General features: G+C 64.8%; 20 protein-coding genes. 16 read left to right on the forward strand and 4 right to left on the reverse strand.

Annotated features, from left to right (window positions below; all coding sequences use genetic code 11):
* Nucleotides 1-7 precede the first annotated feature (7 nt).
* Complete coding sequence (locus DDE75_RS06815; RefSeq protein ID WP_108501618.1) at nucleotides 8-1216, reverse strand: penicillin-binding protein activator; 1209 nt, start codon at nucleotides 1214-1216, stop codon at nucleotides 8-10.
* 181 nt (nucleotides 1217-1397) lie between these two features.
* Here DDE75_RS06815 and rsmI point away from each other — a divergent pair, with 181 nt between their 5' ends.
* From rsmI to gshB, 3 genes are all read left to right on the forward strand, one after another.
* A complete protein-coding gene (gene rsmI, locus DDE75_RS06820; RefSeq protein WP_245894653.1) occupies nucleotides 1398-2228 on the forward strand; it encodes a 16S rRNA (cytidine(1402)-2'-O)-methyltransferase in 831 nt (276 codons plus the stop codon).
* Nucleotides 2228-2593, forward strand: coding sequence for a YraN family protein (locus tag DDE75_RS06825; protein WP_108501619.1), 366 nt, complete (start codon nucleotides 2228-2230; stop codon nucleotides 2591-2593). The genes rsmI and DDE75_RS06825 overlap by 1 nt, the downstream gene beginning before the upstream one ends.
* 66 nt (nucleotides 2594-2659) lie before the next feature.
* Entirely contained in the window at nucleotides 2660-3610 is a 951-nt protein-coding gene (gene gshB, locus DDE75_RS06830; RefSeq protein WP_108501620.1) for a glutathione synthase, read from the forward strand.
* Here gshB and DDE75_RS06835 read toward each other — a convergent pair.
* Nucleotides 3607-5121 (reverse strand): YifB family Mg chelatase-like AAA ATPase, encoded by a 1515-nt coding sequence (locus DDE75_RS06835; protein ID WP_108501621.1) that lies wholly within the window; start codon nucleotides 5119-5121, stop codon nucleotides 3607-3609. The two genes, gshB and DDE75_RS06835, sit on opposite strands and share 4 nt — an antisense overlap.
* A 128-nt stretch (nucleotides 5122-5249) precedes the next feature.
* On the opposite strand from DDE75_RS06835, the gene coaBC reads away from it, so the two are divergent.
* From coaBC to uvrB, 10 genes are all read left to right on the forward strand, one after another.
* On the forward strand, nucleotides 5250-6458 hold the full coding sequence (gene coaBC, locus DDE75_RS06840; protein ID WP_108501753.1) for a bifunctional phosphopantothenoylcysteine decarboxylase/phosphopantothenate--cysteine ligase CoaBC: 1209 nt from the start codon (nucleotides 5250-5252) through the stop codon (nucleotides 6456-6458).
* Nucleotides 6455-7537 carry a cysteine desulfurase family protein gene (locus tag DDE75_RS06845; RefSeq protein WP_108501622.1) on the forward strand — a complete coding sequence of 361 codons (1083 nt, stop codon included), beginning with the start codon at nucleotides 6455-6457 and terminating at the stop codon, nucleotides 7535-7537. The genes coaBC and DDE75_RS06845 overlap by 4 nt, the downstream gene beginning before the upstream one ends.
* 3 nt (nucleotides 7538-7540) lie before the next feature.
* Complete coding sequence (gene sufB, locus DDE75_RS06850) at nucleotides 7541-9061, forward strand: Fe-S cluster assembly protein SufB (protein WP_108501623.1); 1521 nt, start codon at nucleotides 7541-7543, stop codon at nucleotides 9059-9061.
* A 78-nt stretch (nucleotides 9062-9139) separates the two neighbouring features.
* Nucleotides 9140-9895 (forward strand): Fe-S cluster assembly ATPase SufC, encoded by a 756-nt coding sequence (gene sufC / locus DDE75_RS06855; RefSeq protein WP_108501624.1) that lies wholly within the window; start codon nucleotides 9140-9142, stop codon nucleotides 9893-9895.
* Nucleotides 9895-11238 carry a SufB/SufD family protein gene (locus DDE75_RS06860; RefSeq protein WP_108501625.1) on the forward strand — a complete coding sequence of 448 codons (1344 nt, stop codon included), beginning with the start codon at nucleotides 9895-9897 and terminating at the stop codon, nucleotides 11236-11238. Before sufC ends, DDE75_RS06860 begins: the two co-directional genes overlap by 1 nt.
* On the forward strand, nucleotides 11211-11729 hold the full coding sequence (locus DDE75_RS06865) for a hypothetical protein (RefSeq protein WP_245894643.1): 519 nt from the start codon (nucleotides 11211-11213) through the stop codon (nucleotides 11727-11729). Before DDE75_RS06860 ends, DDE75_RS06865 begins: the two co-directional genes overlap by 28 nt.
* Complete coding sequence (locus tag DDE75_RS06870) at nucleotides 11726-12319, forward strand: Yip1 family protein (protein ID WP_108501627.1); 594 nt, start codon at nucleotides 11726-11728, stop codon at nucleotides 12317-12319. Before DDE75_RS06865 ends, DDE75_RS06870 begins: the two co-directional genes overlap by 4 nt.
* The gene (locus DDE75_RS06875; RefSeq protein ID WP_108501628.1) at nucleotides 12316-13527 is read left to right on the forward strand and encodes a cysteine desulfurase; all 1212 of its coding nucleotides are present in this window, start codon (nucleotides 12316-12318) and stop codon (nucleotides 13525-13527) included. Before DDE75_RS06870 ends, DDE75_RS06875 begins: the two co-directional genes overlap by 4 nt.
* Nucleotides 13528-13628: 101 nt before the next feature.
* Complete coding sequence (locus tag DDE75_RS06880; RefSeq protein ID WP_108501754.1) at nucleotides 13629-14843, forward strand: NAD(P)/FAD-dependent oxidoreductase; 1215 nt, start codon at nucleotides 13629-13631, stop codon at nucleotides 14841-14843.
* Between the two features lie 69 nt (nucleotides 14844-14912).
* On the forward strand, nucleotides 14913-17096 hold the full coding sequence (gene uvrB / locus DDE75_RS06885; protein ID WP_108501629.1) for an excinuclease ABC subunit UvrB: 2184 nt from the start codon (nucleotides 14913-14915) through the stop codon (nucleotides 17094-17096).
* Here uvrB and DDE75_RS06890 read toward each other — a convergent pair.
* On the reverse strand, nucleotides 17093-17371 hold the full coding sequence (locus tag DDE75_RS06890; RefSeq protein WP_108501630.1) for a hypothetical protein: 279 nt from the start codon (nucleotides 17369-17371) through the stop codon (nucleotides 17093-17095). The two genes, uvrB and DDE75_RS06890, sit on opposite strands and share 4 nt — an antisense overlap.
* A 94-nt stretch (nucleotides 17372-17465) precedes the next feature.
* Here DDE75_RS06890 and DDE75_RS06895 point away from each other — a divergent pair, with 94 nt between their 5' ends.
* The 3 genes from DDE75_RS06895 (at nucleotide 17466) to DDE75_RS06905 (ending at nucleotide 20513) form a co-directional block, all read left to right on the forward strand.
* The gene (locus DDE75_RS06895) at nucleotides 17466-17777 is read left to right on the forward strand and encodes a hypothetical protein (RefSeq protein WP_211659307.1); all 312 of its coding nucleotides are present in this window, start codon (nucleotides 17466-17468) and stop codon (nucleotides 17775-17777) included.
* Between the two features lie 80 nt (nucleotides 17778-17857).
* Nucleotides 17858-18169, forward strand: coding sequence for an ETC complex I subunit (locus tag DDE75_RS06900; protein WP_108501631.1), 312 nt, complete (start codon nucleotides 17858-17860; stop codon nucleotides 18167-18169).
* 892 nt (nucleotides 18170-19061) lie between these two features.
* The gene (locus DDE75_RS06905) at nucleotides 19062-20513 is read left to right on the forward strand and encodes an aldehyde dehydrogenase (RefSeq protein WP_108501756.1); all 1452 of its coding nucleotides are present in this window, start codon (nucleotides 19062-19064) and stop codon (nucleotides 20511-20513) included.
* Nucleotides 20514-20517: 4 nt separating this feature from the next.
* Here the strand turns inward: DDE75_RS06905 and DDE75_RS06910 are convergent, their stop codons facing one another.
* The gene (locus DDE75_RS06910; protein WP_108501632.1) at nucleotides 20518-22218 is read right to left on the reverse strand and encodes a thiamine pyrophosphate-requiring protein; all 1701 of its coding nucleotides are present in this window, start codon (nucleotides 22216-22218) and stop codon (nucleotides 20518-20520) included.
* Nucleotides 22219-22224: the final 6 nt, after the last annotated feature.

Below are 22224 nucleotides of genomic sequence, written 5' to 3' on the forward strand. Positions count from 1 at the left end.
TCCCAGATTACGACCCGAAGCCGCGGGCGTTGCGCGGAGCAGGGTCCAGGATGACCAGGTTGCCGTCGCGGATGGTGGCCACCGAAAGCCCCCGCTGCGAGGTGCCGTCGCGCTTCAGACGGAAGATGCCCGCCACGCCCGAAAAGCCTGCGGGCTGCGTCAGGCCGGTGGTGGTCAGCGCGTTGCGCTTGCCCGCGCGGGCCAGCGAGGCGATAGCCGCGACGCCGTCATAGGACAGCGATGCCAGCTGGTGGGGCGCCTCGCCGTAGGTCTGGGCATAGCGCGCCTCGAACTGCTGCTGCAGGCCTTGGTCGGGAATCGCGAACCAGCCCTCGGCCAGCTGCGGCATGCCAAGGCGGTCGCGCGGCTGGTCCCAACGGGTCAGACCCATCATCTGCGTCACGGGCGAACGCACCCCGGCCTTGGCCAGGTTTTCGGTCAGATAGGGCAGGACGGCCTGGTTGTTGGCGGTCATGAAGATCGAATCGACCTGGCCCGACTTGACGGCCTCGGCCACGCGCGGGGTGGCCGCATCGATCCCCGAGATCGAGACCGGGTGGTTGACCCGCCCCGCAAGCCGCGCACCGTTGCGGGCGATGGCGGTCTGGATGGCGCGGGCGCCAAGCTGGCCCGCGACGTCATCCTCGGCCACCAGCAGGACGTTCTTCTTGCCGCGCTTGACGCCATAGCGGACCAGCCGGTCGGCGATGTTGTCGAAACTGTTGCCAAGGGTGAAGACGTTGCCGCCCGCGACCTCGGTGTTGTTCGAGAATGTCAGCACGTTGATGTTGCGCGGCAGCATCGCGTGCCCCACGGCATTGGCATTGCCCGCAAACAGCGGCCCCAGGATGACCTGCGCGCCGGCGTCCGCTGCCGCATTGGCCTGCGCCACGGCCTGCTCCTCGGAACCGGCGGTCTGATAGACGCGCAGGTCGATGTTGGCACCTTGGGCATCCGCCGCCGCCATCTTGGCCGAATTCGTCAGGCTGCGGGCCAGCCATTCCATCTCTTGCGACTGCGTGCCGCCGGGGACCAGCAGGGCCACGCGGACCGGCTGGCCGGGGTCGATCATCTGGCCGATCTCGGGGCCGCTGGCCTGTTCGGTCATCGCGACCGGATCGCAGGCGGCAAGGAACAGTGCCGAGATCACTGCGGTCGTGCGGATCGCTGCCCGGCGCAGGCCCTGTCCGGGCCGGGTTGTGGCGGATGCAAACATGTGAAACTTCCCTGTCAGATGATACGAGGCACGCTTATGGTCGCAGACTATGACCTGCGCCCGTGATTGGCAATCAGCGCCACCCCGCCACAGCAAAGACAACGAGGGTTCGATGACCGACCACCCCAATGCCGAACCCGCCCGCCGCCTGACCGCCCATGTCGAGGCTGTGCGCCTCGACATGGGCCTCTACTTGGTGGCCACGCCCATCGGGGCCGCCCGCGACATCACCCTGCGGGCGCTGGACGTGCTGAACAGCGCCGACATGCTGGCCGCCGAGGATACGCGCGTCCTGCGTCACCTGATGGACATCCACGGCATTCCCCTGCGCGGGCGGCGCATCCTGGCCTATCACGACCACAATGGCGACCGCGCCCGACCGGCACTGATGGCGGCTTTGGCCGAGGGGGCCACCGTCGCCTATTGCTCGGACGCGGGCACGCCCCTGGTGGCCGACCCCGGCTATCGGCTGGCCGTCGATGCCGCGCAGGCAGGCGCACGCGTTCATGCCCTGCCGGGGCCGTCGTCATCGCTTGTGGCGCTTTCGCTGTCGGGGCTGCCAAGCGACCGGTTCATGTTCCTGGGGTTCCCACCTTCGACCGCGACCGCGCGGCAGACTTTCCTGAAGACCTGGACGGCGGTGGATTCCACGCTGATCCTGTTCGAAAGTCCCCGCCGCGTGAACCGCACCCTGACCGACCTGGCCGCCATCGACCCCAAGCGCATGACCGTCATCGCCCGCGAACTGACCAAGAAGTTCGAGGAGGTCATCCGCGGCACCGCCGAGGAACTGGCCGCCGACCCGAGGATGGCGACCCTGAAAGGCGAGGTCGTGATGGTCCTCGACCGCCCCGGCGAGGTCGTCGTGGGCGAGGCGCAGTTGGACGACATGATCCTGCGCCACATGGCCAGCATGTCCGTCAAGGATGCCGCGCGCGAGGCCGCGCAGGAGTTGGGCCTGCCAAAGCGGGACGTCTATCAGCGCGCGCTGGCACTGGCGGGGCAGCGCTGATGCGCAGCCGTCGCGGTCAGGTCGCGGCGCTCTCGGGGCAGATGGCCGAGGAGGCCGTCGCCCGCCTTTACCAATCGCGCGGCGCCACCGTTCTGGAAACCCGCTGGCGCGGTGCGGGGGCCGAAGTCGATCTTATCCTGCGCGACGGCCCGTATGTGGTCTTTGTCGAGGTGAAGGCCGCCGCCACCCATGCCGCCGCCGCCCAACGTATCCTGCCCGCCCAGATGGGGCGGATCATGCAGGCGGCGCAGGACTATTGCGGACAGGCGGGGCTGGGGCAGGACGCGCCCATGCGCTTCGACGCGGCTCTGGTCGATGAAATGGGCCGCATCGACTTGATCCCGAACGCCTTCGACGCCACCTGAGGCCCCTCGGGCTTGCATCCGTCAATGGCGCAGGTCACAACATCCCCAAAGTTCAGGAGGGGCAGCATGAGCCTTTACGTCGCCTTGCAGATGGACCCGATCGAGGATGTCTCGATCGATGCCGACAGCACGTTCCGCATCGGGCTGGAGGCCGAGGCCCGCGGCCACCGGCTGTTCCAATATACCGCCGACCAGCTGCGCTATGACGAAGGCCGCGTCATCGCCCGCGGTCGCCCCGTTACCCTGCGCCGCAAGCAGGGCGACCATGTCACCTTCGGCGATTGGGCCGAGGTCGAGCTGACCGAATTCGACGTCGTCTGGCTGCGCCAGGACCCGCCCTTCGACATGGGCTATGTCACCTCGACCCATCTGCTGGACCGGGTGCATCCGGACACGCTGGTCGTCAACGACCCTTTCTGGGTCCGGAACTGCCCCGAAAAGCTGATGGTGCTGGATTTCCCCGACCTTACGCCGCCCACCATGATCGCCCGCGATCCGGCAGCCTTCCGCGCCTTCCGCGAACGCCACGGAGAGATCATCGTCAAGCCGCTTTATGGCAACGGCGGCGCGGGTGTGTTCCACCTGAAGCCCGGCGATCCGAACCTGTCGTCGCTGCTGGAGACCTTTGCGGGCATCAATCGCGAACCGATGATCGCGCAAAAGTATCTGGCGAAGGTGACCGAGGGCGACAAGCGCATCATCCTGGTCGATGGCGAGCCCGTCGGTGCGATCAACCGCGTCCCGATGGAGGGTGAGGCCCGCTCGAACATGCATGTCGGCGGCCGCGCAGAACAGATCGGCCTGACCGAGCGCGAATGCGAGATTTGCAAGCGCATCGGCCCGGTCCTGCGCGAAAAGGGGCTGATCTTCACCGGCATCGACGTGATCGACGGCTGGCTGACCGAGATCAACGTGACTTCCCCCACCGGCATTCAGGAGCTGGAGCGGTTCGACGCCATCAACGCCGCCGAGGCAATGTGGGAGGCCATCGAACGACGCGTGGCCGAAAAGGCCTAACCGCCCGCGACGAAGGGCAGGCGATAGCTGATCGCCTCGGCCAGGTGGTGGACCTGAACCTGGTCCGCCCCCTCCAGATCGGCAATGGTGCGGGCGCTGCGCAGGATGCGGTGATAGCCCCGCGCCGTCAGCCCTAGTTTTTCTGCCGCCTTGGATATCAGCGCCCGTCCGGCATCGTCGGGCGTGGCGACCTGTTCCAACAGGGTGCCGGATGCATCGGCATTCACCGTCACCTGCGGATGGTCCGCATAGCGTTCCGCCTGCACCTGCCGCGCCTGCGCCACGCGGGCAGCGACCGTTGCCGATGTTTCCCCGCCTGCGGCTCGGTCCAGATCCTGATAGCTGACGCCCGGCACCTCCAGCCGCAGGTCGAAGCGGTCCATCAGCGGGCCGGATATCTTCGACATATAGTCGCCGCCACAGGCCGGAGCCCGCGAACAGGCCCGCGCCGGATCCGCCAGATAACCGCAGCGACAGGGGTTTGCCGCTGCCACCAGCAGGAACCGACAAGGATATCGGACGTGGGCATTCGCGCGTGCGACCATCACCTCACCGCTTTCGATGGGCTGGCGCAGCGTGTCCAGCAGTTGGCGCGGAAACTCGGGGAACTCGTCAAGGAACAGCACGCCGTTATGGGCTAGGCTGATCTGGCCGGGCTTGGCACCCCGCCCGCCGCCGACGATGGCAGGGACCGATGCCGTGTGGTGGGGTTCCTGAAAGGGCGCATGACGGGTCAGGCCGCCATCGGGCAGGGTGCCTGCCAGCGAATGGATCATCGAGGTCTCCAACGCTTCGCGCGCCGACAAGGGCGGCATCAGGCCGGGGATGCGCGCCGACAGCATGGATTTTCCCGCACCGGGCGGTCCCACCATCAGCATGTGGTGGCGACCGGCGGCGGCGATTTCCAGCGCGCGCTTGGCGCGTTCCTGCCCCTTCACCTCGGAGAGGCAACCGACAGGCGGGGCATCGCCACCATGGCCGGGGGTGGCCGGGGTGATAGGGGAACGGTCGGTCAGGTGATCGACCACCTGCTTCAGCGTTCCTGCTGCAAGCACCGGGACCGCGCCGACCCATGCCGCCTCGGGGCCGCATTCGCGCGGGCAGAGCAATGCGCGGTCATCCTCGGATGCCGCCATCGCGGCGGGCAGGGCACCCGTGACGCGCACCAGCCGCCCGTCCAGCGCCAGTTCGCCCAAGGCGACGCAGCGCGCGACCTCCTCGGCAGGGACGATCTCAAGGGCCGCCAGGACGGCCAGCGCGATGGGCAGGTCGAAATGCGATCCCTCTTTCGGCAGGTTGGCGGGCGAGAGGTTCACGGTGACCCGCCTGCTTGGCATGGCAATCGACAGCGCTCCGAACGCCGCCTTGACCCTTTCGCGCGCCTCGCTGACGGCCTTGTCGGGCAATCCGACGATGGAAAAGCCGGGCAGACCCGAGGCGACAGCGCATTGCACCTCGACCAGGCGGGCTTCGACGCCGTCGAAGGCGACGGAATAGGCGGTGGCGACCATGGTTCTTCCCCGGATGTCGCGGAATGGTTAACGGGTCGGGGTTAAGGATGGGTTAACGCATCCCTGTTCCTTGCGGCATCGGGATGCGACGGCTATCTGTGCAGGGCGCAAGCAAGCGGGGCGAATGGATGCTGGGCAAACGAATTCTTCTGATCGTCGGCGGGGGCATCTCGGCCTACAAGATCCCGCAGCTGATCCGGCTGATCCGAGCCGAGGGCGCGTCGGTCACGCCCGTCCTGACGGCGGCGGGGGCGCAGTTCACCACGCCGATGACCCTGTCGGTTCTGGCGGGAGAGCCCGTGCACGACACCCTCTGGGACCGCAATTCCGAGGCCGAGATCGGCCATATCCAGCTGTCGCGCAATGCCGATCTGGTCGTAGTCGCCCCCGCCACGGCCGACATGATGGCCAGGATGGCGCAGGGGCAGGCGAACGACTTGGCCTCGACCCTGCTGCTGGCGACGGACAAGCGGGTGCTGATCGCGCCGGCGATGAACGTGCGGATGTGGGACCACCCCGCGACGCGGCGAAATCTGGCGACCCTGCAGGGCGACGGCATCCTGACCGTGGGACCCGACAGCGGCGACATGGCCTGTGGCGAATACGGCCCCGGACGGATGTCGGAACCCGATGCGATCGTCGCCGCCATCCGCGATGCGTTGACACCTGTGGCGCAGCCCCTGTCGGGGCGGCACGTCATCGTGACCTCGGGACCGACACATGAACCCATCGACCCGGTGCGCTATATCGCCAACCGCTCCAGCGGGGCGCAGGGAACCGCCATCGCGGCCGCATTGCGGGACTTGGGGGCGCGGGTCAGCTTCGTGACGGGACCTGCGGCGGTTCTGCCCCCGGCTGGTGTCGATGTCATCGCGGTGGAAACCGCCCGCCAGATGCGCGATGCGGTGGGGGCGGCCCTGCCTGCCGATGCCGCCGTGATGGCCGCCGCCGTGGCCGATTGGCATGTGGTCGGCGCATCCGACAGCAAGATCAAGAAGGACGGCAGCGGCCGACCACCGGCGCTGGACATGGCCGAAAACCCCGACATCCTGGCCTGGATCAGCCGCGCTGATGACCGGCCCGATCTGGTCGTGGGCTTTGCAGCGGAAACCAATGATGTGATCGCCAACGCGACCGCAAAGCGCCTTCGCAAGGGCTGCGACTGGATCGTGGCGAATGATGTCAGTCCCGCGACAGGGATCATGGGCGGGACCGAAAACGCCGTCACCCTGATCGACGATCAAGGTGCCGAGGAATGGCCCCGCATGGGCAAGGATGCCGTAGCCGACCGCTTGGCTGCCCGCATCGCCGACCATCTGAATGGAAAGACGACATGAGAAGCTATCTGGACTGGAACGCGACCACCCCTCTGCGCCCCGAGGTCAAGGCCGCCATCGTCGAGGCGCTTGAGATCGGCGGCAACCCCTCCTCGGTCCATACCGAGGGGCGGGCGGCCAAGATGGCGATGGAGCGGGCGCGCGAACAGGTCTCGGTCGCCTTGGGGGCCGAGGGCGCGGATGTGGTCTTTACCTCGGGCACGACCGAGGCGGCGGCGATGATCCTTGGTGGTGGCGGCATCCGCTGTGCGCCGGTCGAACACAGCGCCATCAAGGTCTGGTGCGACGCGACGCTGTCGGTGGACGCGGACGGCCTCGTTACCGTGGGCGATCCGGCGACGACCAGCCTGCAACTGGCCAACAGCGAAACCGGCGTGATGCAGGACCTGCCGCAGGGGTTGGCTTCCAGCGATCTGACACAGGCCTTCGGCAAGGTGCCCTTCGCCTTTAACTGGCTGGGGGTGACGGCGGGTTTTGTCAGCGCGCATAAGCTGGGCGGTCCCAAGGGGATCGGCGCGCTGGTCCTGCGCAAGGGGACCGAGGTGCCGGCACTGCTGCGTGGCGGCGGTCAGGAACAGGGCCGCCGCGCCGGGACCGAGAACCTGATCGGCATCCTGGCCTTCGCCGCTGCGGCCGAGGCCGCGCAGCGCGATCTGGAAAACGGCCTCTGGGACGAGGTCGCTGCGCGGCGCGATCTGCTGGAGGCACGCCTCTGCGACATCGCGCCCGAGGCCGTCATCGCCGGAAAAGGCGCGCGGCGCTTGCCGAACACCACATGCCTTCTTACATCGGGGTGGAAGGGCGAGACCCAGGTCATGCAGATGGATCTGGCGGGCTTTGCGATTTCGGCAGGTTCGGCCTGTTCGTCGGGCAAGGTTCGCGCTAGTGGCACGCTGCAGGCCATGGGTTTCGACGATCAGCTTGCGCAATCGGCGATCCGTATCTCGATAAGCCCGGCTTTGGGTGATGATCAGATCAACCGATTTGCGGATGCCTGGGAAAAGTCGTATTCACGCTGGCGCGATAGAAATGGCGTGACGGGAATGGCTGGGCAGGGGCCCGCCACCAAGGAAGGATAAGGGATGACGGGTACCACCGATCTTGACGTGCGCGAAGGCGTCGACCGCGAAACGGTCGAGACCGTGCAGAACATGGGCAGCTATAAATACGGCTGGAACACCGAGATCGAGATGGAATACGCGCCGAAAGGCGTGAACGAGGACATCGTTCGTCTGATCTCGGAGAAGAACGGCGAACCGGAGTGGATGACCGACTGGCGGCTGGAAGCATACCGCCGCTGGATCACCATGACCGAGCCGAAATGGGCGATGCTGAACTATCCCGAGATCGACTATCAGGATCAGTATTACTATGCGCGTCCGGCCAGCATGCAGGAAAAGCCCAAGTCGCTGGACGAAGTCGATCCCAAGCTGCTGGCGACCTATGAAAAGCTGGGCATCCCGCTGAAGGAACAGATGATCCTGGCGGGCGTCGAGGGCGCGGAAAACGCCCCCGCCGAGGGTCGCAAGGTTGCCGTGGATGCCGTTTTCGACAGCGTCAGCGTCGGCACGACCTTTAAGGATGAACTGGCCAAGGCAGGCGTCATCTTCTGTTCGATCAGCGAAGCGATCCGCGATCACCCGGAACTGGTAAAGAAATATCTGGGCACGGTCGTTCCGGCCACCGACAACTATTTCGCCACGCTGAACAGCGCGGTCTTCTCGGACGGGTCCTTCGTCTACATCCCCGAGGGCGTGACCTGCCCGATGGAGCTGTCGACCTATTTCCGGATCAATGCCGAAAACACCGGCCAGTTCGAACGCACGCTGATCGTTGCCGAAAAAGGCAGCTCGGTCAGCTATCTGGAAGGCTGCACCGCACCCAAGCGCGATATCGCGCAGCTGCATGCCGCAGTGGTCGAGATCGTGGTCCTGGAAGATGCCGAGGTGAAGTATTCCACCGTCCAGAACTGGTTCCCCGGCGATGAGGACGGCAAGGGCGGCATCTATAACTTCGTGACCAAGCGGGCCGATTGCCGTGGCGCGCGTTCCAAGATCATGTGGACGCAGGTCGAGACCGGTTCGGCGATCACCTGGAAATACCCCTCGTGCATCCTGCGCGGCGAGGAGAGCCAGGGCGAGTTCTACTCGATCGCCATCGCCAACAACTGGCAGCAGGCCGACACCGGCACCAAGATGGTGCACCTGGGCAAGAACACCAAGTCGCGGATCGTTTCCAAGGGGATCTCGGCGGGGCAGGCGCAGAACACCTATCGCGGTCTGGTCAGCATGCACCCGCGTGCCACCAACAGCCGCAACTATACCCAGTGCGACAGCCTGCTGATCGGCGACAAATGCGGCGCCCATACCGTGCCTTATATCGAGGTCAAGAACACCTCGAGCCGTGTCGAACACGAGGCGACGACCAGCAAGGTCGACGACGACCAGCTGTTCTATTGCCGTTCGCGCGGCATGGACGAGGAAGAGGCCGTGGCCCTGGTCGTCAACGGTTTCTGCCGCGAGGTGCTGCAGGCGCTGCCGATGGAGTTTGCCATGGAAGCCCAGGCCCTTGTCGCCATCTCGCTGGAAGGCTCGGTGGGCTGAATATTCGGCCGGGTCTTCGGGGCCCGGCCACCTGATATCACGGCGCCCAAGGGGGCGTCTTTGCCGTTTGAGGGAATTATGCTGAAAATCAACAACCTGCACGTCAAACTTGAAGAAGAGGACAAGCAGATCCTGAAGGGTCTGTCCCTTGAAGTGCCCGCAGGTGAGGTTCACGCCATCATGGGCCCGAACGGCTCGGGCAAGTCCACCCTGTCCTATGTGCTGTCGGGCCGCGACGGCTATGAGGTCACCGAGGGCGAAGCCTCGCTGGACGGTGAAGATCTGCTGGACATGGACCCCGAGGTTCGCGCCGCTGCCGGCCTGTTCCTTGCCTTCCAATACCCGGTGGAAATCCCCGGCGTCGGCAACATGACCTTCCTGCGCACCGCCGTGAACGCACAGCGCAAGGCGCGTGGCGAGGCCGAGCTGACTGCGGGCGAATTCCTGAAGGAAGTCCGCGCCAAGGCCGCCGAACTGCAGATCAGTCCCGAAATGCTGAAGCGCCCGGTCAACGTCGGTTTCTCGGGCGGTGAAAAGAAGCGCAACGAGATCCTGCAGATGGCCATGCTGTCGCCGCGCATGTGCATCATGGATGAAACGGACTCGGGTCTGGACGTCGACGCCATGCGTCTGGTGTCGGAAGGCGTGAACGCCCTGCGTTCGCCCGATCGCAGCTTCCTGGTCATCACCCACTACCAGCGCCTGCTGGACCACATCAAACCCGATGTCGTCCACATCATGTCGAACGGCCGCATCATCAAGTCGGGCGGCCCCGACCTGGCACTGGAAGTCGAACACAACGGTTACGGCGATCTGCTGGCGGAGGCCGATTGATGTCCGATACCGCCGTCAAACCCATCAATGAGGTGACGCCGCAGGTTTCGGGCAATCCGAAGGCTGCCAGCGCACTGGAAGATCGCCTTGCCGCGATCACCATGCCCGATGCGGGCTTCAGCGCCGAGGCGCGCGCGGATGCCATGGCGCGTCTGCGTGCCATGGGCCTGCCCGCGCCGCGCGATGAATACTGGCGCTATACCGACCCGCGTGCGTTCAACGCGCCCCGGCCTGCGGCGCTGCCCTTCGACGCAGATGGCGCTGAATCGCCGCTGTTCACCGAACGCGACAAGCTGACGCTGGTCTTCGTGGACGGTGCCTTCGACGAGGCCGCATCCGACGACCTGTCGCTGGAAGGGATCGAGATCACGACCCTCGCCAAGGCGGATGCCGCTGGCGACCACTGGTCCGCGGATCTGTATGGCCAGCTGGAGCTGGCCGGTCAGACCCCGGTCAAGCGTCCCTTCGCGGCGCTGAACACCGCCGTGGCCCATGACGGCCTGCTGATCCGCGTGACCGGCAAGCCCTCGAAGCCGGTGCATGTCCTCTATCGTCGCGGCACGGAAGATGCCGATGCCGTCTGGCATCACGTCATCCGCGTCGAGACGGGGGCCGAGATGACCCTGCTGGAAAGCGGCATGGTCGGCGCACGCTCGAACGGCATGCTCGAGGTCGATCTGGCCGATGGCGCCAAGCTGCACCATATCGCGGCCAAGCGGGCCGTCGATCCCAAGGTCGGCCTGTCGCATATCTTCGCCCGCGTCGGCGCCGAGGCCCAGCTGAAAAGCTTTACCCTGGCCGTCAATGGCACGCTGATGCGCAACGAAGGCGCCATCGACATGGTCGGTGACGATGCCGTGGCCCATATCGCAGCTGCCGTTCTGGGCGATGGCGACAACGGTCCCTTCCACCATGACGACACCGTCTTCATCACCCATGGGGCCGAGCGCGGCGAAAGCCGTCAGGTCTTCAAGAAGGTGCTGAAGAACGGCGCAACAGGCGTCTTCCAAGGGAAGATCCTGGTCAAGCCGGGCGCGCAGAAGACCGACGGCTATCAGATCAGCCAGGCATTGCTGCTGGACGAGAACAGCCAGTTCCTCGCCAAGCCCGAGCTTGAGATCTATGCCGATGACGTCAAGTGCTCGCATGGTTCGACCACGGGTGCCATCGACGAAGAGGCGCTTTTCTACCTGCGTTCGCGCGGCGTGCCCTATGACCGTGCCATCGTCTTCCTGGTGCTGTCCTTCCTTGCGGATGCCCTTACCGAGGTCGAGGATGAGGAACTGCGCGATGAGATCAACGATCGGTTGGAAGCGTGGCTGACAACGCGCCCGCAGATCTGAGGTCCGCGCGCGGCGGAATGGTGCTGCGCGTGATCGAAAGCTGGTGGGCTCCGCGCCGGGTGGTGCGGAGCCTTTCCGGTATGCCGGACCGGGTCATGCTGGTGGTGCTGATGGTGGCCATGCTGATCTCGCTGATCGCGCAGGCCCCCGGTCATGCGCGTGCAGCGGCACTGGACCCCTTGATCCCGCTTGAGGCGCGGATCGGTGGGGCTGTCATGGGCACGATCTTCATGATGCCGTTGTTGGCTTATGGCATGGCGGCGCTCACCTCGGTTCTGTCGCGCCTGACGCCTTGGCGGCTTGATCCGCAGGACGCGCGGCTGGCGCTGTTCTGGGCGCTGCTGGCAGTTTCGCCGGCGATGCTGCTGGCGGGGATGGTGGCCGGACTGATCGGGCCGGGGCCCGCGCTGATGCTGACCCAGACCATCGCGGGTCTGGCTTTCCTGTTCATCTGGGGTGCGGGCATCGCTGCACTGGTAAGACGCTTATGACCTTTGACGACTTCAAGGCGCTTGTGCGTCAGACGCTCCGCAACCCCGAGGGTGGCGCACAGACGCTGATGGCGCTAAACCTTCCGATGCCCGTGCGCTGGATGGCGCTGCTGCTGGCGGTCTCGGTTTCGGGGCTGCTGGCCTATCTGGCGGCGATGCTGTTCCCCGTTCCGGCGGCCGAGACGCCGCCGATGTATTCGCTGGTCCAGCAGCCGCTGGTGATGGCGGGGATGCAGATGGTCGCCATCGTCGTGGGCGCGGGCCTGATGACGGGGGTCGGGCGCATGTTCGGCGGGCAGGGCCATTTTGCCGATGCGCTGCTGCTGACCGTCTGGATCGAGGTGATGCTGCTGTTGATCCAGATCGCCCAGATCGTGCTGTCGCTGGCGCTGCCTGCACTCTCGGGCATGCTGGGGCTGCTGGCCATCGCCATGTTCCTGTGGCTAACCGTCCAGTTCACCAAGGCGCTGCATGGTTTCACCAGCGGTCCCAAGGTGATGCTGGGACTTTTCGCGACACTTTTGGCCATGGGCTTTCTGCTGTCATTTTTCGCCGCCTCGATTGGCCTTTTGCCGGAGATGCCGCAATGAGCTTTGACGTGAACGCCGTCCGTGCCGATTTTCCCATCCTGTCCACGCAGGTGAACGGCAAGCCGCTGGTCTATCTGGACAGCGGTGCCAGCGCCCAGAAGCCGCAGGTGGTGATCGACGCGATCAGCCGCGCCTATTCGGGCGAATACGCCAATGTCCACCGCGGCTTGCACCACCTGTCGAATTTGGCGACCGACAATTACGAACGCGTGCGCGGCATCATCGCGCGTTTTCTGAACGCCCCGCAGGAGGATGAGGTGATCTTCACCTCCGGTTCGACCGAGGCGTTGAACCTTGTCAGCTATGGCTGGGCCGCGCCGATGCTGAAGGAAGGCGATGAGATCGTCCTGTCCGTCATGGAGCATCACGCCAATATCGTGCCGTGGCATTTCCTGCGCGAACGTCAGGGCGTCGTGCTGAAATGGGTCGAACCCGAACCCGACGGCAGCCTGCCGCCGGAAAAGGTATTGGAAGCCGTCGGCCCGCGCACCAAGCTGATCGCCATCACGCACATGTCGAACGTCACCGGCACCGTTGTGGATGTTGCGGCGATCGCGGCGGGAACGGATGTGCCGGTGCTGGTCGACGGCAGCCAGGCCTCGGTCCATATGCCGGTCGATGTGGCGGCGCTTGGCGTCGATTTCTACTGCATCACCGGGCACAAGCTTTATGGGCCTTCAGGTTCGGGCGCGATCTGGATCAAGGCGGATCGCCAGGCCGAGATGCGACCCTTCATGGGCGGCGGCGACATGATCAGGACCGTCGCCCGCGATGCGATCACCTATAACGATCCGCCCCTTCGGTTCGAGGCGGGCACCCCCGGCATCGTCAACCAGATCGGCCTTGGGGTCGCCTTGGAATACATGATGGGTCTGGGAATGGAAAACATCGCCGCCCATGAACGCAAGCTTCGCGATCACGCCCGCGCGCGGTTCCGGGATTTGAACTGGCTGCAGATCCAGGGGGATGCGCCCGACAAGGGGGCGATCTTCTCGATGGTGATGCAGGGTGCGCATGCGCATGACATCTCGACCATCCTGGACAAGCGCGGCATCGCGGTGCGGGCAGGCAGCCATTGCGCCATGCCGCTGATGGAGTTCTTCGGGGTCAATGCCAGCGCTCGCGCATCCTTTGCCATGTATAACACTGTTGAAGAAGTAGACAGTCTGGTCGAAGGATTGAGCTTCTGCCACGACCTTTTCGCGTGATTCTTGCAAAGTTTCGGGCAGTCGTCGAAGATTGCCCGATAAAACTTGCCCAGTCCCAGTGATCTGGGCATCCCTGACCCAAAGCAAGTCAGGAGGCCATGATGGCAGATGTTCTGGTTCTGGGTGCGGGGATGGTCGGCGTGACGACCGGTTTGGCCCTGCAGGCACGTGGCCATCAGGTGACGATCGTCGATCGCGGATCGCCGGGTCGTGAAACCAGTTACGGCAACGCCGGTCTGATCCAGACCGAGGCGGTCGAGCCCTACGCCATGCCCTTGCAGCCTGCCGCCTTGATCCAGATTGCGATGGGTCGCGGCTATGACGTCAAATGGAACGTGCCGGGGCTGGCAGCCCAGGTGGGCGCAGTCTGGAAATATGCCATCAATTCTCTGCCCGCCTCGCACCGCCGGGCATCCGTGACCTGGGGCAAGCTGATCCGTCAGTCGACCGAGCGCCACGGACCGCTGATCGCGGCGGCAGGTGCCGACAACATCATCCGCCGCGACGGCTATATCGAATTGCACCGCACGCCCGCGAAGCTGGCGAAAGCGCAGAAGAACGCCGAGCGTTTCAAGACCGAGTTCGGCGTGGAAGCGCGCCTGATGGACGGTGCCGAACTGCGCGCGATGGAGCCCTCGATCAAGGCTGATATTCTGGGTGCAACCCATTGGTCGGACAGCTGGAATTCCTCGGACCCCGGTGCGTTGGTCGCGGCCTATGCGGCGCTGTTCCAGCGACAGGGCGGGCAGATCGTGAATGCCGATGCGGGCGATCTGCACCGCAAGGGCAATGCCTGGGTGGTGGATGAGGCCTCGGGCGAACATGCCATCGTCGCGCTTGGGCCGTGGTCGCCGATGCTGACGTCGCGTTTCGGGCTGAAGGTGCCGATGGTCTACAAGCGCGGCTATCACCGCCACTACCGGATGCAGGCCGCGCCGCACCATCCCATCGCGGATTTCGGCAATTCCGTCGTCTTCTCACCCATGCGCCGCGGTCTGCGGATCGCCACGGCGGCCGAGTTGACCCTGCACCCGCGCAGCACTCCGCCGCAGCTGCGCCACGGCGAGGAAGCCGCGCGCGAGCTGTTCGATCTGGGATCCCCGGTCGAGGCCGAACCCTGGACCGGCCGCCGTCCCTGCATGCCCGACATGCTGCCCCTGGTGGGGCGCATCCCCGATCAGCCGAACCTCTGGGCGCATTTCGGGCACGGGCACCAGGGCTTCACCCTTGGTCCCGTCACTGCCGAAATTCTGGCAGATGAGCTGGACGGGGGCGCGGGTTGGGATGCCCTGCAGCCCGCCCGCCTGAAAGGGTGACGCGGGGCGGTTGATCTTTGGGTCTGCCGCACACATCTTGATCGCAAGCACGAACGGATCAGGAACCTCATGGGTCACAACAACACCAGCGCGCCCGTGACGCGCTTTGCCGAGGTGACCCGCCCCAAGCTGGAGGGCGGGAAACGCTTTGTCATGAACAGCGAATTCAAGCCGGCGGGCGATCAGCCCACGGCTATCGCGGAACTGTCGCAGGGCGTCAAGGCGGGCGAGCGCGATCAGGTGCTGCTGGGCGCGACCGGCACCGGCAAGACCTACACGATGGCCAAGGTCATCGAGGAGACGAACCGCCCCGCCATCATCCTGGCCCCCAACAAGACGTTGGCCGCCCAGCTTTACGGCGAGTTCAAGGGCTTCTTCCCCGACAACGCCGTCGAGTATTTCGTCAGCTATTACGACTATTACCAGCCCGAGGCCTATGTGGCCCGCAGCGATACCTATATCGAGAAGGAATCGCAGATCAACGAGGCCATCGACAGGATGCGCCACAGCGCTACGCGGGCCCTGCTGGAACGAGACGACGTGATCATCGTGGCCTCGGTCAGCTGCATCTATGGCATCGGCTCGGTCGAGACCTATTCGGCGATGACGCAGGATATGATCGTCGGCGAAAGCTATGACCAACGCGAATTTTTGGGGCAGCTGGTGGCGCAGCAATACAAGCGCCTGGACGCCAGCTTCCAGCGCGGCGGCTTCCGCGTGCGCGGCGATCTGGTCGAGGTCTGGCCCGCCCACCTCGAAGACCGCGCCTGGCGGTTCGATTTCTTCGGGAACGAGCTGGAGGCGATCACCGAGTTCGATCCGCTGACCGGTGCGAAGTCCGACAGCTTCAAGCAGATCCGCATCTACGCCAACAGCCACTATGTGACGCCGCGCCCGACGATGCAGCAGGCCGTCAAGGGCATCAAGCAGGAACTGGCCATGCGCCTGAAGCAGCTGACCGATGAGGGCAAGCTGCTGGAAGCTCAACGCCTGGAACAGCGCACCAATTTCGACATCGAGATGCTGGAGGCGACCGGCGTCTGCAACGGCATCGAAAACTACAGCCGCTATCTGACCGGACGCGCACCGGGCGAACCGCCCCCCACGCTGTTCGAGTTCATCCCCGACAATGCCATCGTCTTTGCCGATGAAAGCCACGTCAGCGTGCCCCAGATCGGCGGAATGTATCGGGGCGACTTCCGGCGCAAGTTCACGCTGGCGGAACACGGCTTCCGCCTGCCAAGCTGCATGGACAACCGCCCCCTCAAGTTCGAGGAATGGGACGCCATGCGGCCCCAGTCCGTCTTCGTGTCGGCCACGCCCGCGCAATGGGAGATGGACCAGACCGGTGGCGTCTTCACCGAACAGATCATCCGCCCCACCGGCCTTCTGGACCCGGTGATCGAGATACGCCCCGTCGAAACGCAGGTCGACGATCTGCTGGATGAGGTCCGCCGCGTCACCGCCGCCGGGATGCGGACGCTTTGCACCACCTTGACCAAGCGCATGGCCGAGGATCTGACCGAATACCTGCACGAACAGGGCATCAAGGTCCGCTACATGCACAGCGACATCGACACGATCGAGCGGATCGAGATCCTGCGCGACCTGCGCCTTGGCGCCTTTGACGTGCTGATTGGCATCAACCTGCTGCGCGAGGGGTTGGACATTCCCGAATGCGGGCTGGTCGCCATTCTGGATGCCGACAAGGAAGGCTTCCTGCGGTCCGAGACCTCGTTGATCCAGACGATCGGGCGTGCGGCGCGGAATGCAGACGGTCGTGTCATCATGTATGCCGACCGCATCACCGGCAGCATGGAACGCGCCATGGCCGAGACCGAGCGGCGCCGCGAACGCCAGATGGCCTATAACGAGGAACACGGCATCACGCCCCAGACTGTTCGCAAGAACGTCGAGGATGTGCTGGCGGGGCTGTGGCAGGGTGACACCGACCAGTCGCGTGTCACGACCAAGGTGGACAAGCCGCTGATCGGGGCGAACCTTGCCGCCCACTTGGACGCGATCCGAACGCAGATGCGCAAGGCCGCCGAGAACTTGGAATTCGAGGAAGCCGCCCGCCTGCGCGACGAGGTCAAACGGCTCGAGGCGGTCGATCTGGCGATCTCGGACGATCCGATGGCGCGTCAGTCGGCCATCGAGCAGGCGGCCGATGCCGCCGTCAAGTCATCGGGACGCTCGACCGCCGGCCGCGCGGGACAGCGCGGGGGCAACAAGCGGTCCAAGCGCGGTTAACCGCAGGCGACCTGTCCGATCCAGCCCTTCACGTCGACATACATCGTCAGGCGTGAAGGGTCGTTGGCCATCCGCGGCTGCGATCCGAAGGGCACCTCTTGCCGGCGCAGCGTCGGGGGCAGGGTGATGCCGCCGACGTTCTGGCCTACCAGTGCCTGATGCCTGCGCAGATCGCAGCTTTGGCTGCTTACGGTATAGTTCGTCGTCGCGCAGGCGGCCAAGGTCAGCAGAAGACCGGGAAGGGCGAATGCCGTGGCGCGGTTCAGTTTTTGCATATCACGGTTCTCTCATGTGACTTGAGCAGCCGGAAAGGCCACAGTCATCAAACCTGATGCGCCGCGAAGCGTTCCCTTCGAAGGAAAGACTGTTGTGAAACATGGTTATCTGGCAACCGCCTTGGCCTTCCTTGCGGTGGGCTTGCCAACCGGAGGCCACGCCTCGACCGACAAGGCATGGGCGCAGTTGCGTGACGATCTGCGGGCAGCCTGCACCGATCTTGCATCAGCCACCGCCCCCGAAGCCCGGATCGATCTGCGGCTGAACGAATATGGCTCGGACAGTTACGCGGTAGCCTTGGTGACCATGACCACGCGGCAGGGGCAGGACGTGGCCGTCTGCATCTATGACAAGCAAAGTGGCGAGGCGCAGATGACGACCGCTTTCCCCGATGCAGCGGATTGACGCGCCGCTGCGTTCCGGGGCTTGAACCGCTGCGTGGATTTGGCGATAAACGCCGCACATCTGGTCGAGGAATATCCGAAATGCTCGTGCGTATCTATCAACCTGCCCGCAATGCCATGCAATCCGGCACGGCGAAGACCAAAGGTTGGGTGCTGGAATTCCCCCCCGCCGACACGCGCGAGGTCGATCCCCTGATGGGCTGGACCAGCAGCAGCGACACCCAGAGCCAGGTCCGCCTGCGCTTCGACACCTGCAAGCAGGCCGAGGACTACGCCCGCGAACACGGCCACGATTTCGTCGTGCAGCAACCGCAGAAGCGCGCAGCCAACATCCGCCCGCGCGGCTATGGTGAGAATTTCGCCACCGACCGGCGTGCGCCCTGGACGCATTAATGGCGCTGAAAGTATCGATTGAAGGATGGCGGCCCTTGGGCCGCCATATTTCGTTTCGGCAACAAGAAAAGTCCTGAAAATATTCGAAAATGTCTATTCAGTTTGTGCAAGAATGATCCTAGCCTTTGCAGGAAGCATCGCAGTGAGGTTTCGATGTCATGGCAGTTGGATGCGCATCTGGCGGGGTCACTCGGCCAATGGCTGATCGATGAAGGCATCGCGTCGACGAGTCCCGTGTCGGCAGAACGCACTGGCGCCAACCGCTGCTCTGGATCTCCTCGGCTTTGGACGGACGTCAGGGGCAATGGAATACCGATAGCATGTATGGGTAACTCTCCCGAGGTGGGAAGAAGGTAATGACGAAGGGTGGACAGGGGCGCGGAAAGTTCATCCTTGGAAAACAAAGGAGCGTTATCATGCCCGTACCCGATGTTCCCGGACCCGAAACATTAGGACGTTCCCGCCACCACGAGAGGGCGTATCGACGGGCCGCGTCTCGACGTATCATCGGGGGTGGGGCACCCAATTATGAGATGCTCGAAGCAAGGTTGGTTGCAATGTGCATGTCGCGTGAAATGAAGGCTGGGCAACCCCGTTCGACTGAAATGGCTGGCAGTCCCGCTTCGAGATGTCATCCATATGCCGAGCTCCGCTCGATCGTCGCGGCAGTCCCTGCGCAAGCCGGTGCTGCGGTTGCCGGGACTTGGGCGTCCGAAGGATCACGACCGCTGCCTGCGCCAGGCAGGGTGAATATCGCAGTTGTCGCCGGTTGCAGTTACCGGCTGGACCTGTTGACCCTCTGCCGGTGTGCCACTCGCTCGGCGCGCCGCCTCCGACGATCCATTGCATTTTCAAAAGCCGAAACGATATTTTTGACAAGGGAGCATTGAGCGTGGAAACACTTGGACTGATGATCGGCGGCAAGGATATCGTCGCCACCGACGGCGCCACGTTCGAGCGTCTGAATCCGCTTACCAATCAGCCCGCGACGCGGGCCTCGGCCGCCAGCGTCGAAGATGCGATCAGCGCGGTCGATGCGGCAGCGGCAGCTTTTCCCGAATGGTCGCAGAGTTCGCCCAAGGAGCGGCGGACAATCCTGCTGAAGGCCGCCGACATCCTGATGGAGAAGATGCCTGCTTTCGTCGATGCCATGGCGTCCGAGATCGGCGCAACGGCAGGCTGGGCGGGCTTCAACGTGACCTTGGCCGCCGACATGCTGCGCGAGGCGGCGTCCATGACCACGCAGATCACCGGGCAGATCGTCCCCTCGAACAGGCCGGGCACGATGGCGATGGCGGTTCGTCAGGCTGCAGGGGTCGTCCTGTCGATGGCGCCTTGGAACGCGCCGGTGATCCTGGGGGTGCGCTCGATCGCGATGCCGCTGGCCTGCGGAAACACCGTGGTGATGAAGACATCCGAGATCTGCCCGCGCACCCATCGCCTGATCATTGATGCGCTGCATGAAGCGGGCCTGCCTGCAGGCGTTCTGAATGCCATCTCGAACGCGCCCGAGGACGCACCGGGCATCGTCGAGGCGTTGATCGCCCAGCCTGCCGTGCGCCGGGTGAACTTCACCGGCTCGACCCGTGTGGGGCGGATCATATCGGAACTGGCAGGCAAGCATCTGAAGCCAGCCTTGCTGGAACTGGGTGGGAAGGCCCCGATGGTCGTTCTGGACGATGCCGATATCGAGGCCGCCGTCGCCGCGGCGGCCTTCGGTGCCTACATGAACCAGGGCCAGATCTGCATGGCGACCGAACGTCTGGTTGTCGACGAAAGCATCGCTGGCGAATTCGTCGCGGCTTTGGCGGTCAAGGTCCGGACGCTGAGCGCTGGCGATCCCGCCAAGGGCGAGGCCCCCTTGGGCAGCGTCGTCGACGCAACGGCGGCACGCCGCATTCAGGATCTGGTCAAGGATGCCCTGGCCAAGGGTGCCAAGATGATCGCCGGCGGGGATCACGACGGCACGCTGATATCGGCCATCGCATTGGATCACGTGACGCCCGCCATGCGCATCTATTACGAGGAATCCTTTGGCCCCGTCGTCACCATCGTGCGGGTTTCCGGCATAGAAGAGGCTGTGCATGTCGCCAATGACACCGAATACGGGCTGTCATCGGCGGTCTTCGGGCGGGACACCATGAGGGCCATGTCGGTCGCCCGGCGCATCGAGGCGGGCATCTGCCACATCAACGGTCCGACCGTCTTCGACGAGGCGCAGATGCCCTTCGGCGGGACCAAGGCCTCGGGCTATGGCCGCTTCGGCGGGCAGTCCGCCATCCAGGAATTCACCGAGACGCGGTGGATCACCATTCAGGATGGCCCGCTGCATTATCCCATCTGATCGGTCACGCGGGCCGCACCCGCACGTCCAGCAGCGCAAGGCTGCGGTTCGTGCGGATGTGGTCCAGTGCCGCCGTGATGGCCTCGGGCAGGTCGGCGCCATCCTGAACGCTGCGGGCCCAGGCACAACTGGCCTTGGCCACCTGCGTGAAGTCCGGCACCGGTGAAAGCTGCGTCAACGGCATGCGGTTGGCTTGCGCGGCATGGCCGTCGGGATAGATGCCCAGCACCGACTGGCGGACCGCGCCCCATTCGGCATTGTTGAGAATGATCAGCAGCAGGGGCAGCTGAAGCGCCTCGGCGATCTGATGGCAGGCCACGGGGTTCGAGAACATGTAGGACCCGTCGCCCATGGTCGCCACGATCAACCTGTCGCGGTCGGCCAGCTGCATCCCCAAGGCCGCCGGAAAGGACCAGCCCAGACCGCCCGCATGGGGTTCCTGATACCACGCCTGATGGTGATCCAGCGTCATGGGGGCCATCGGACATCCCAGTTCGGACAAGACCGATGCACCCCGACCAAGGATCGCCTCCGACAGGCAGAGGCTGACGTAGTCCTTGGTCATCGCACCTGCACCACCCGCTTTGGCGCGTTCCAGCACCTGCCTCCGGTCGCGGGCGTTGCGCAGGCTTGTCCGTTCCACGCGATCGGCACGCTTGGCGGGACCATGTGCATCCATCGCCGCTTTAAGCGCCAGGATGCCGTCGGCCGTATCGCAGGCAATCGACAGATCCGATCGAAAGTTGCGGATCGGCACGCGTGTCGAGAGCGGGTCCTGACCCATCTGGATGATTTGGCAACCGGCCCCAGGTTCGTGGATATCCGGTGCCCAAGGCGCCAGCGCATCCAGAACCAGGATCGCATTGGCCTCGGCCAGAAGCGGGGCAGGGTCGGGCCCGGTGGCCATCGGGTGATCGGTGGGAATGGCAAGACCGACCGCCCAATACTGGCAGACCGGAATGCCCCATTCCAAAGCCATATCCGACAAGGCGGCAAAGGCTTCGGGGCTGCCTGCGCCGTGCTGGGCGAAGATGACCGGGTGTTCGGCCTCGGCCAGGATCTGCGCCGCCTGCCTGATCTGCGCGGCGCTGGCATGGGCAGTCGTGGGCTGCATCAGGGGCGGGCGATCCAACCCTTCGGCGGGGGCGGCCTCGCACAGGACCTCGCGCGGCAGGCTGACATAGACGGGACCGCGGGGTGTCGAATTGGCGATGGCCCAGGCACGGTCGGCAACCTCGGTCACCTGTTCCGGAAAGCGCAGCTCATAGTCCCATTTGCTGGCCTCGCGGACCAGGGCGGTCTGATCGCGCATCTCTTGCCCCCAACCGATGGGCACCGTGCGCGCGCCAAGTCTGCCCTGTTCGGTGGTGGGCGTCCGCCCCGAAAACAGCAGGACCGGCACATGTTCCACCGCGGCGTTGATCGCCCCGATGGCGCAATTTGCCAGCCCCACGTTCGTATGCGCCATGACCGCCTGCGACCGGCCCGTCGCAAGGTAATACCCATGCGCCATGGCCATGGCCGCACCTTCATGAGGGATGACGATGGCCTGCGGCAGATCGATGTTCTTGGCAGAGGCCTCGGCCAGGCCCTCGATGATGGGCGGGAAATCGGTGCCGGAATTGGCGAAGATGTAATCGACGCCGATGCGTTTCAGCCGCGCCAGCAGCGCACCGCCGGCGGTCATGGTCAAGGGGGCGGTCATGGCAGC

The organism is Paracoccus indicus (genome assembly GCF_003056335.1).
In the GTDB taxonomy this organism is placed as follows: domain Bacteria; phylum Pseudomonadota; class Alphaproteobacteria; order Rhodobacterales; family Rhodobacteraceae; genus Paracoccus; species Paracoccus indicus.

Coding starts and splice junctions, on each gene's coding strand:
- DDE75_RS06815 (WP_108501618.1), bottom strand. CDS start 1,216: ATGTTTGCATCCGCCACAACCCGGCCCGGACAGGGCCTGCGCCGGGCA.
- rsmI (WP_245894653.1), top strand. CDS start 1,398: ATGGGCCTCTACTTGGTGGCCACGCCCATCGGGGCCGCCCGCGACATC.
- DDE75_RS06825 (WP_108501619.1), top strand. CDS start 2,228: ATGCGCAGCCGTCGCGGTCAGGTCGCGGCGCTCTCGGGGCAGATGGCC.
- gshB (WP_108501620.1), top strand. CDS start 2,660: ATGAGCCTTTACGTCGCCTTGCAGATGGACCCGATCGAGGATGTCTCG.
- DDE75_RS06835 (WP_108501621.1), bottom strand. CDS start 5,121: ATGGTCGCCACCGCCTATTCCGTCGCCTTCGACGGCGTCGAAGCCCGC.
- coaBC (WP_108501753.1), top strand. CDS start 5,250: ATGCTGGGCAAACGAATTCTTCTGATCGTCGGCGGGGGCATCTCGGCC.
- DDE75_RS06845 (WP_108501622.1), top strand. CDS start 6,455: ATGAGAAGCTATCTGGACTGGAACGCGACCACCCCTCTGCGCCCCGAG.
- sufB (WP_108501623.1), top strand. CDS start 7,541: ATGACGGGTACCACCGATCTTGACGTGCGCGAAGGCGTCGACCGCGAA.
- sufC (WP_108501624.1), top strand. CDS start 9,140: ATGCTGAAAATCAACAACCTGCACGTCAAACTTGAAGAAGAGGACAAG.
- DDE75_RS06860 (WP_108501625.1), top strand. CDS start 9,895: ATGTCCGATACCGCCGTCAAACCCATCAATGAGGTGACGCCGCAGGTT.
- DDE75_RS06870 (WP_108501627.1), top strand. CDS start 11,726: ATGACCTTTGACGACTTCAAGGCGCTTGTGCGTCAGACGCTCCGCAAC.
- DDE75_RS06875 (WP_108501628.1), top strand. CDS start 12,316: ATGAGCTTTGACGTGAACGCCGTCCGTGCCGATTTTCCCATCCTGTCC.
- DDE75_RS06880 (WP_108501754.1), top strand. CDS start 13,629: ATGGCAGATGTTCTGGTTCTGGGTGCGGGGATGGTCGGCGTGACGACC.
- uvrB (WP_108501629.1), top strand. CDS start 14,913: ATGGGTCACAACAACACCAGCGCGCCCGTGACGCGCTTTGCCGAGGTG.
- DDE75_RS06890 (WP_108501630.1), bottom strand. CDS start 17,371: ATGCAAAAACTGAACCGCGCCACGGCATTCGCCCTTCCCGGTCTTCTG.
- DDE75_RS06900 (WP_108501631.1), top strand. CDS start 17,858: ATGCTCGTGCGTATCTATCAACCTGCCCGCAATGCCATGCAATCCGGC.
- DDE75_RS06910 (WP_108501632.1), bottom strand. CDS start 22,218: ATGACCGCCCCCTTGACCATGACCGCCGGCGGTGCGCTGCTGGCGCGG.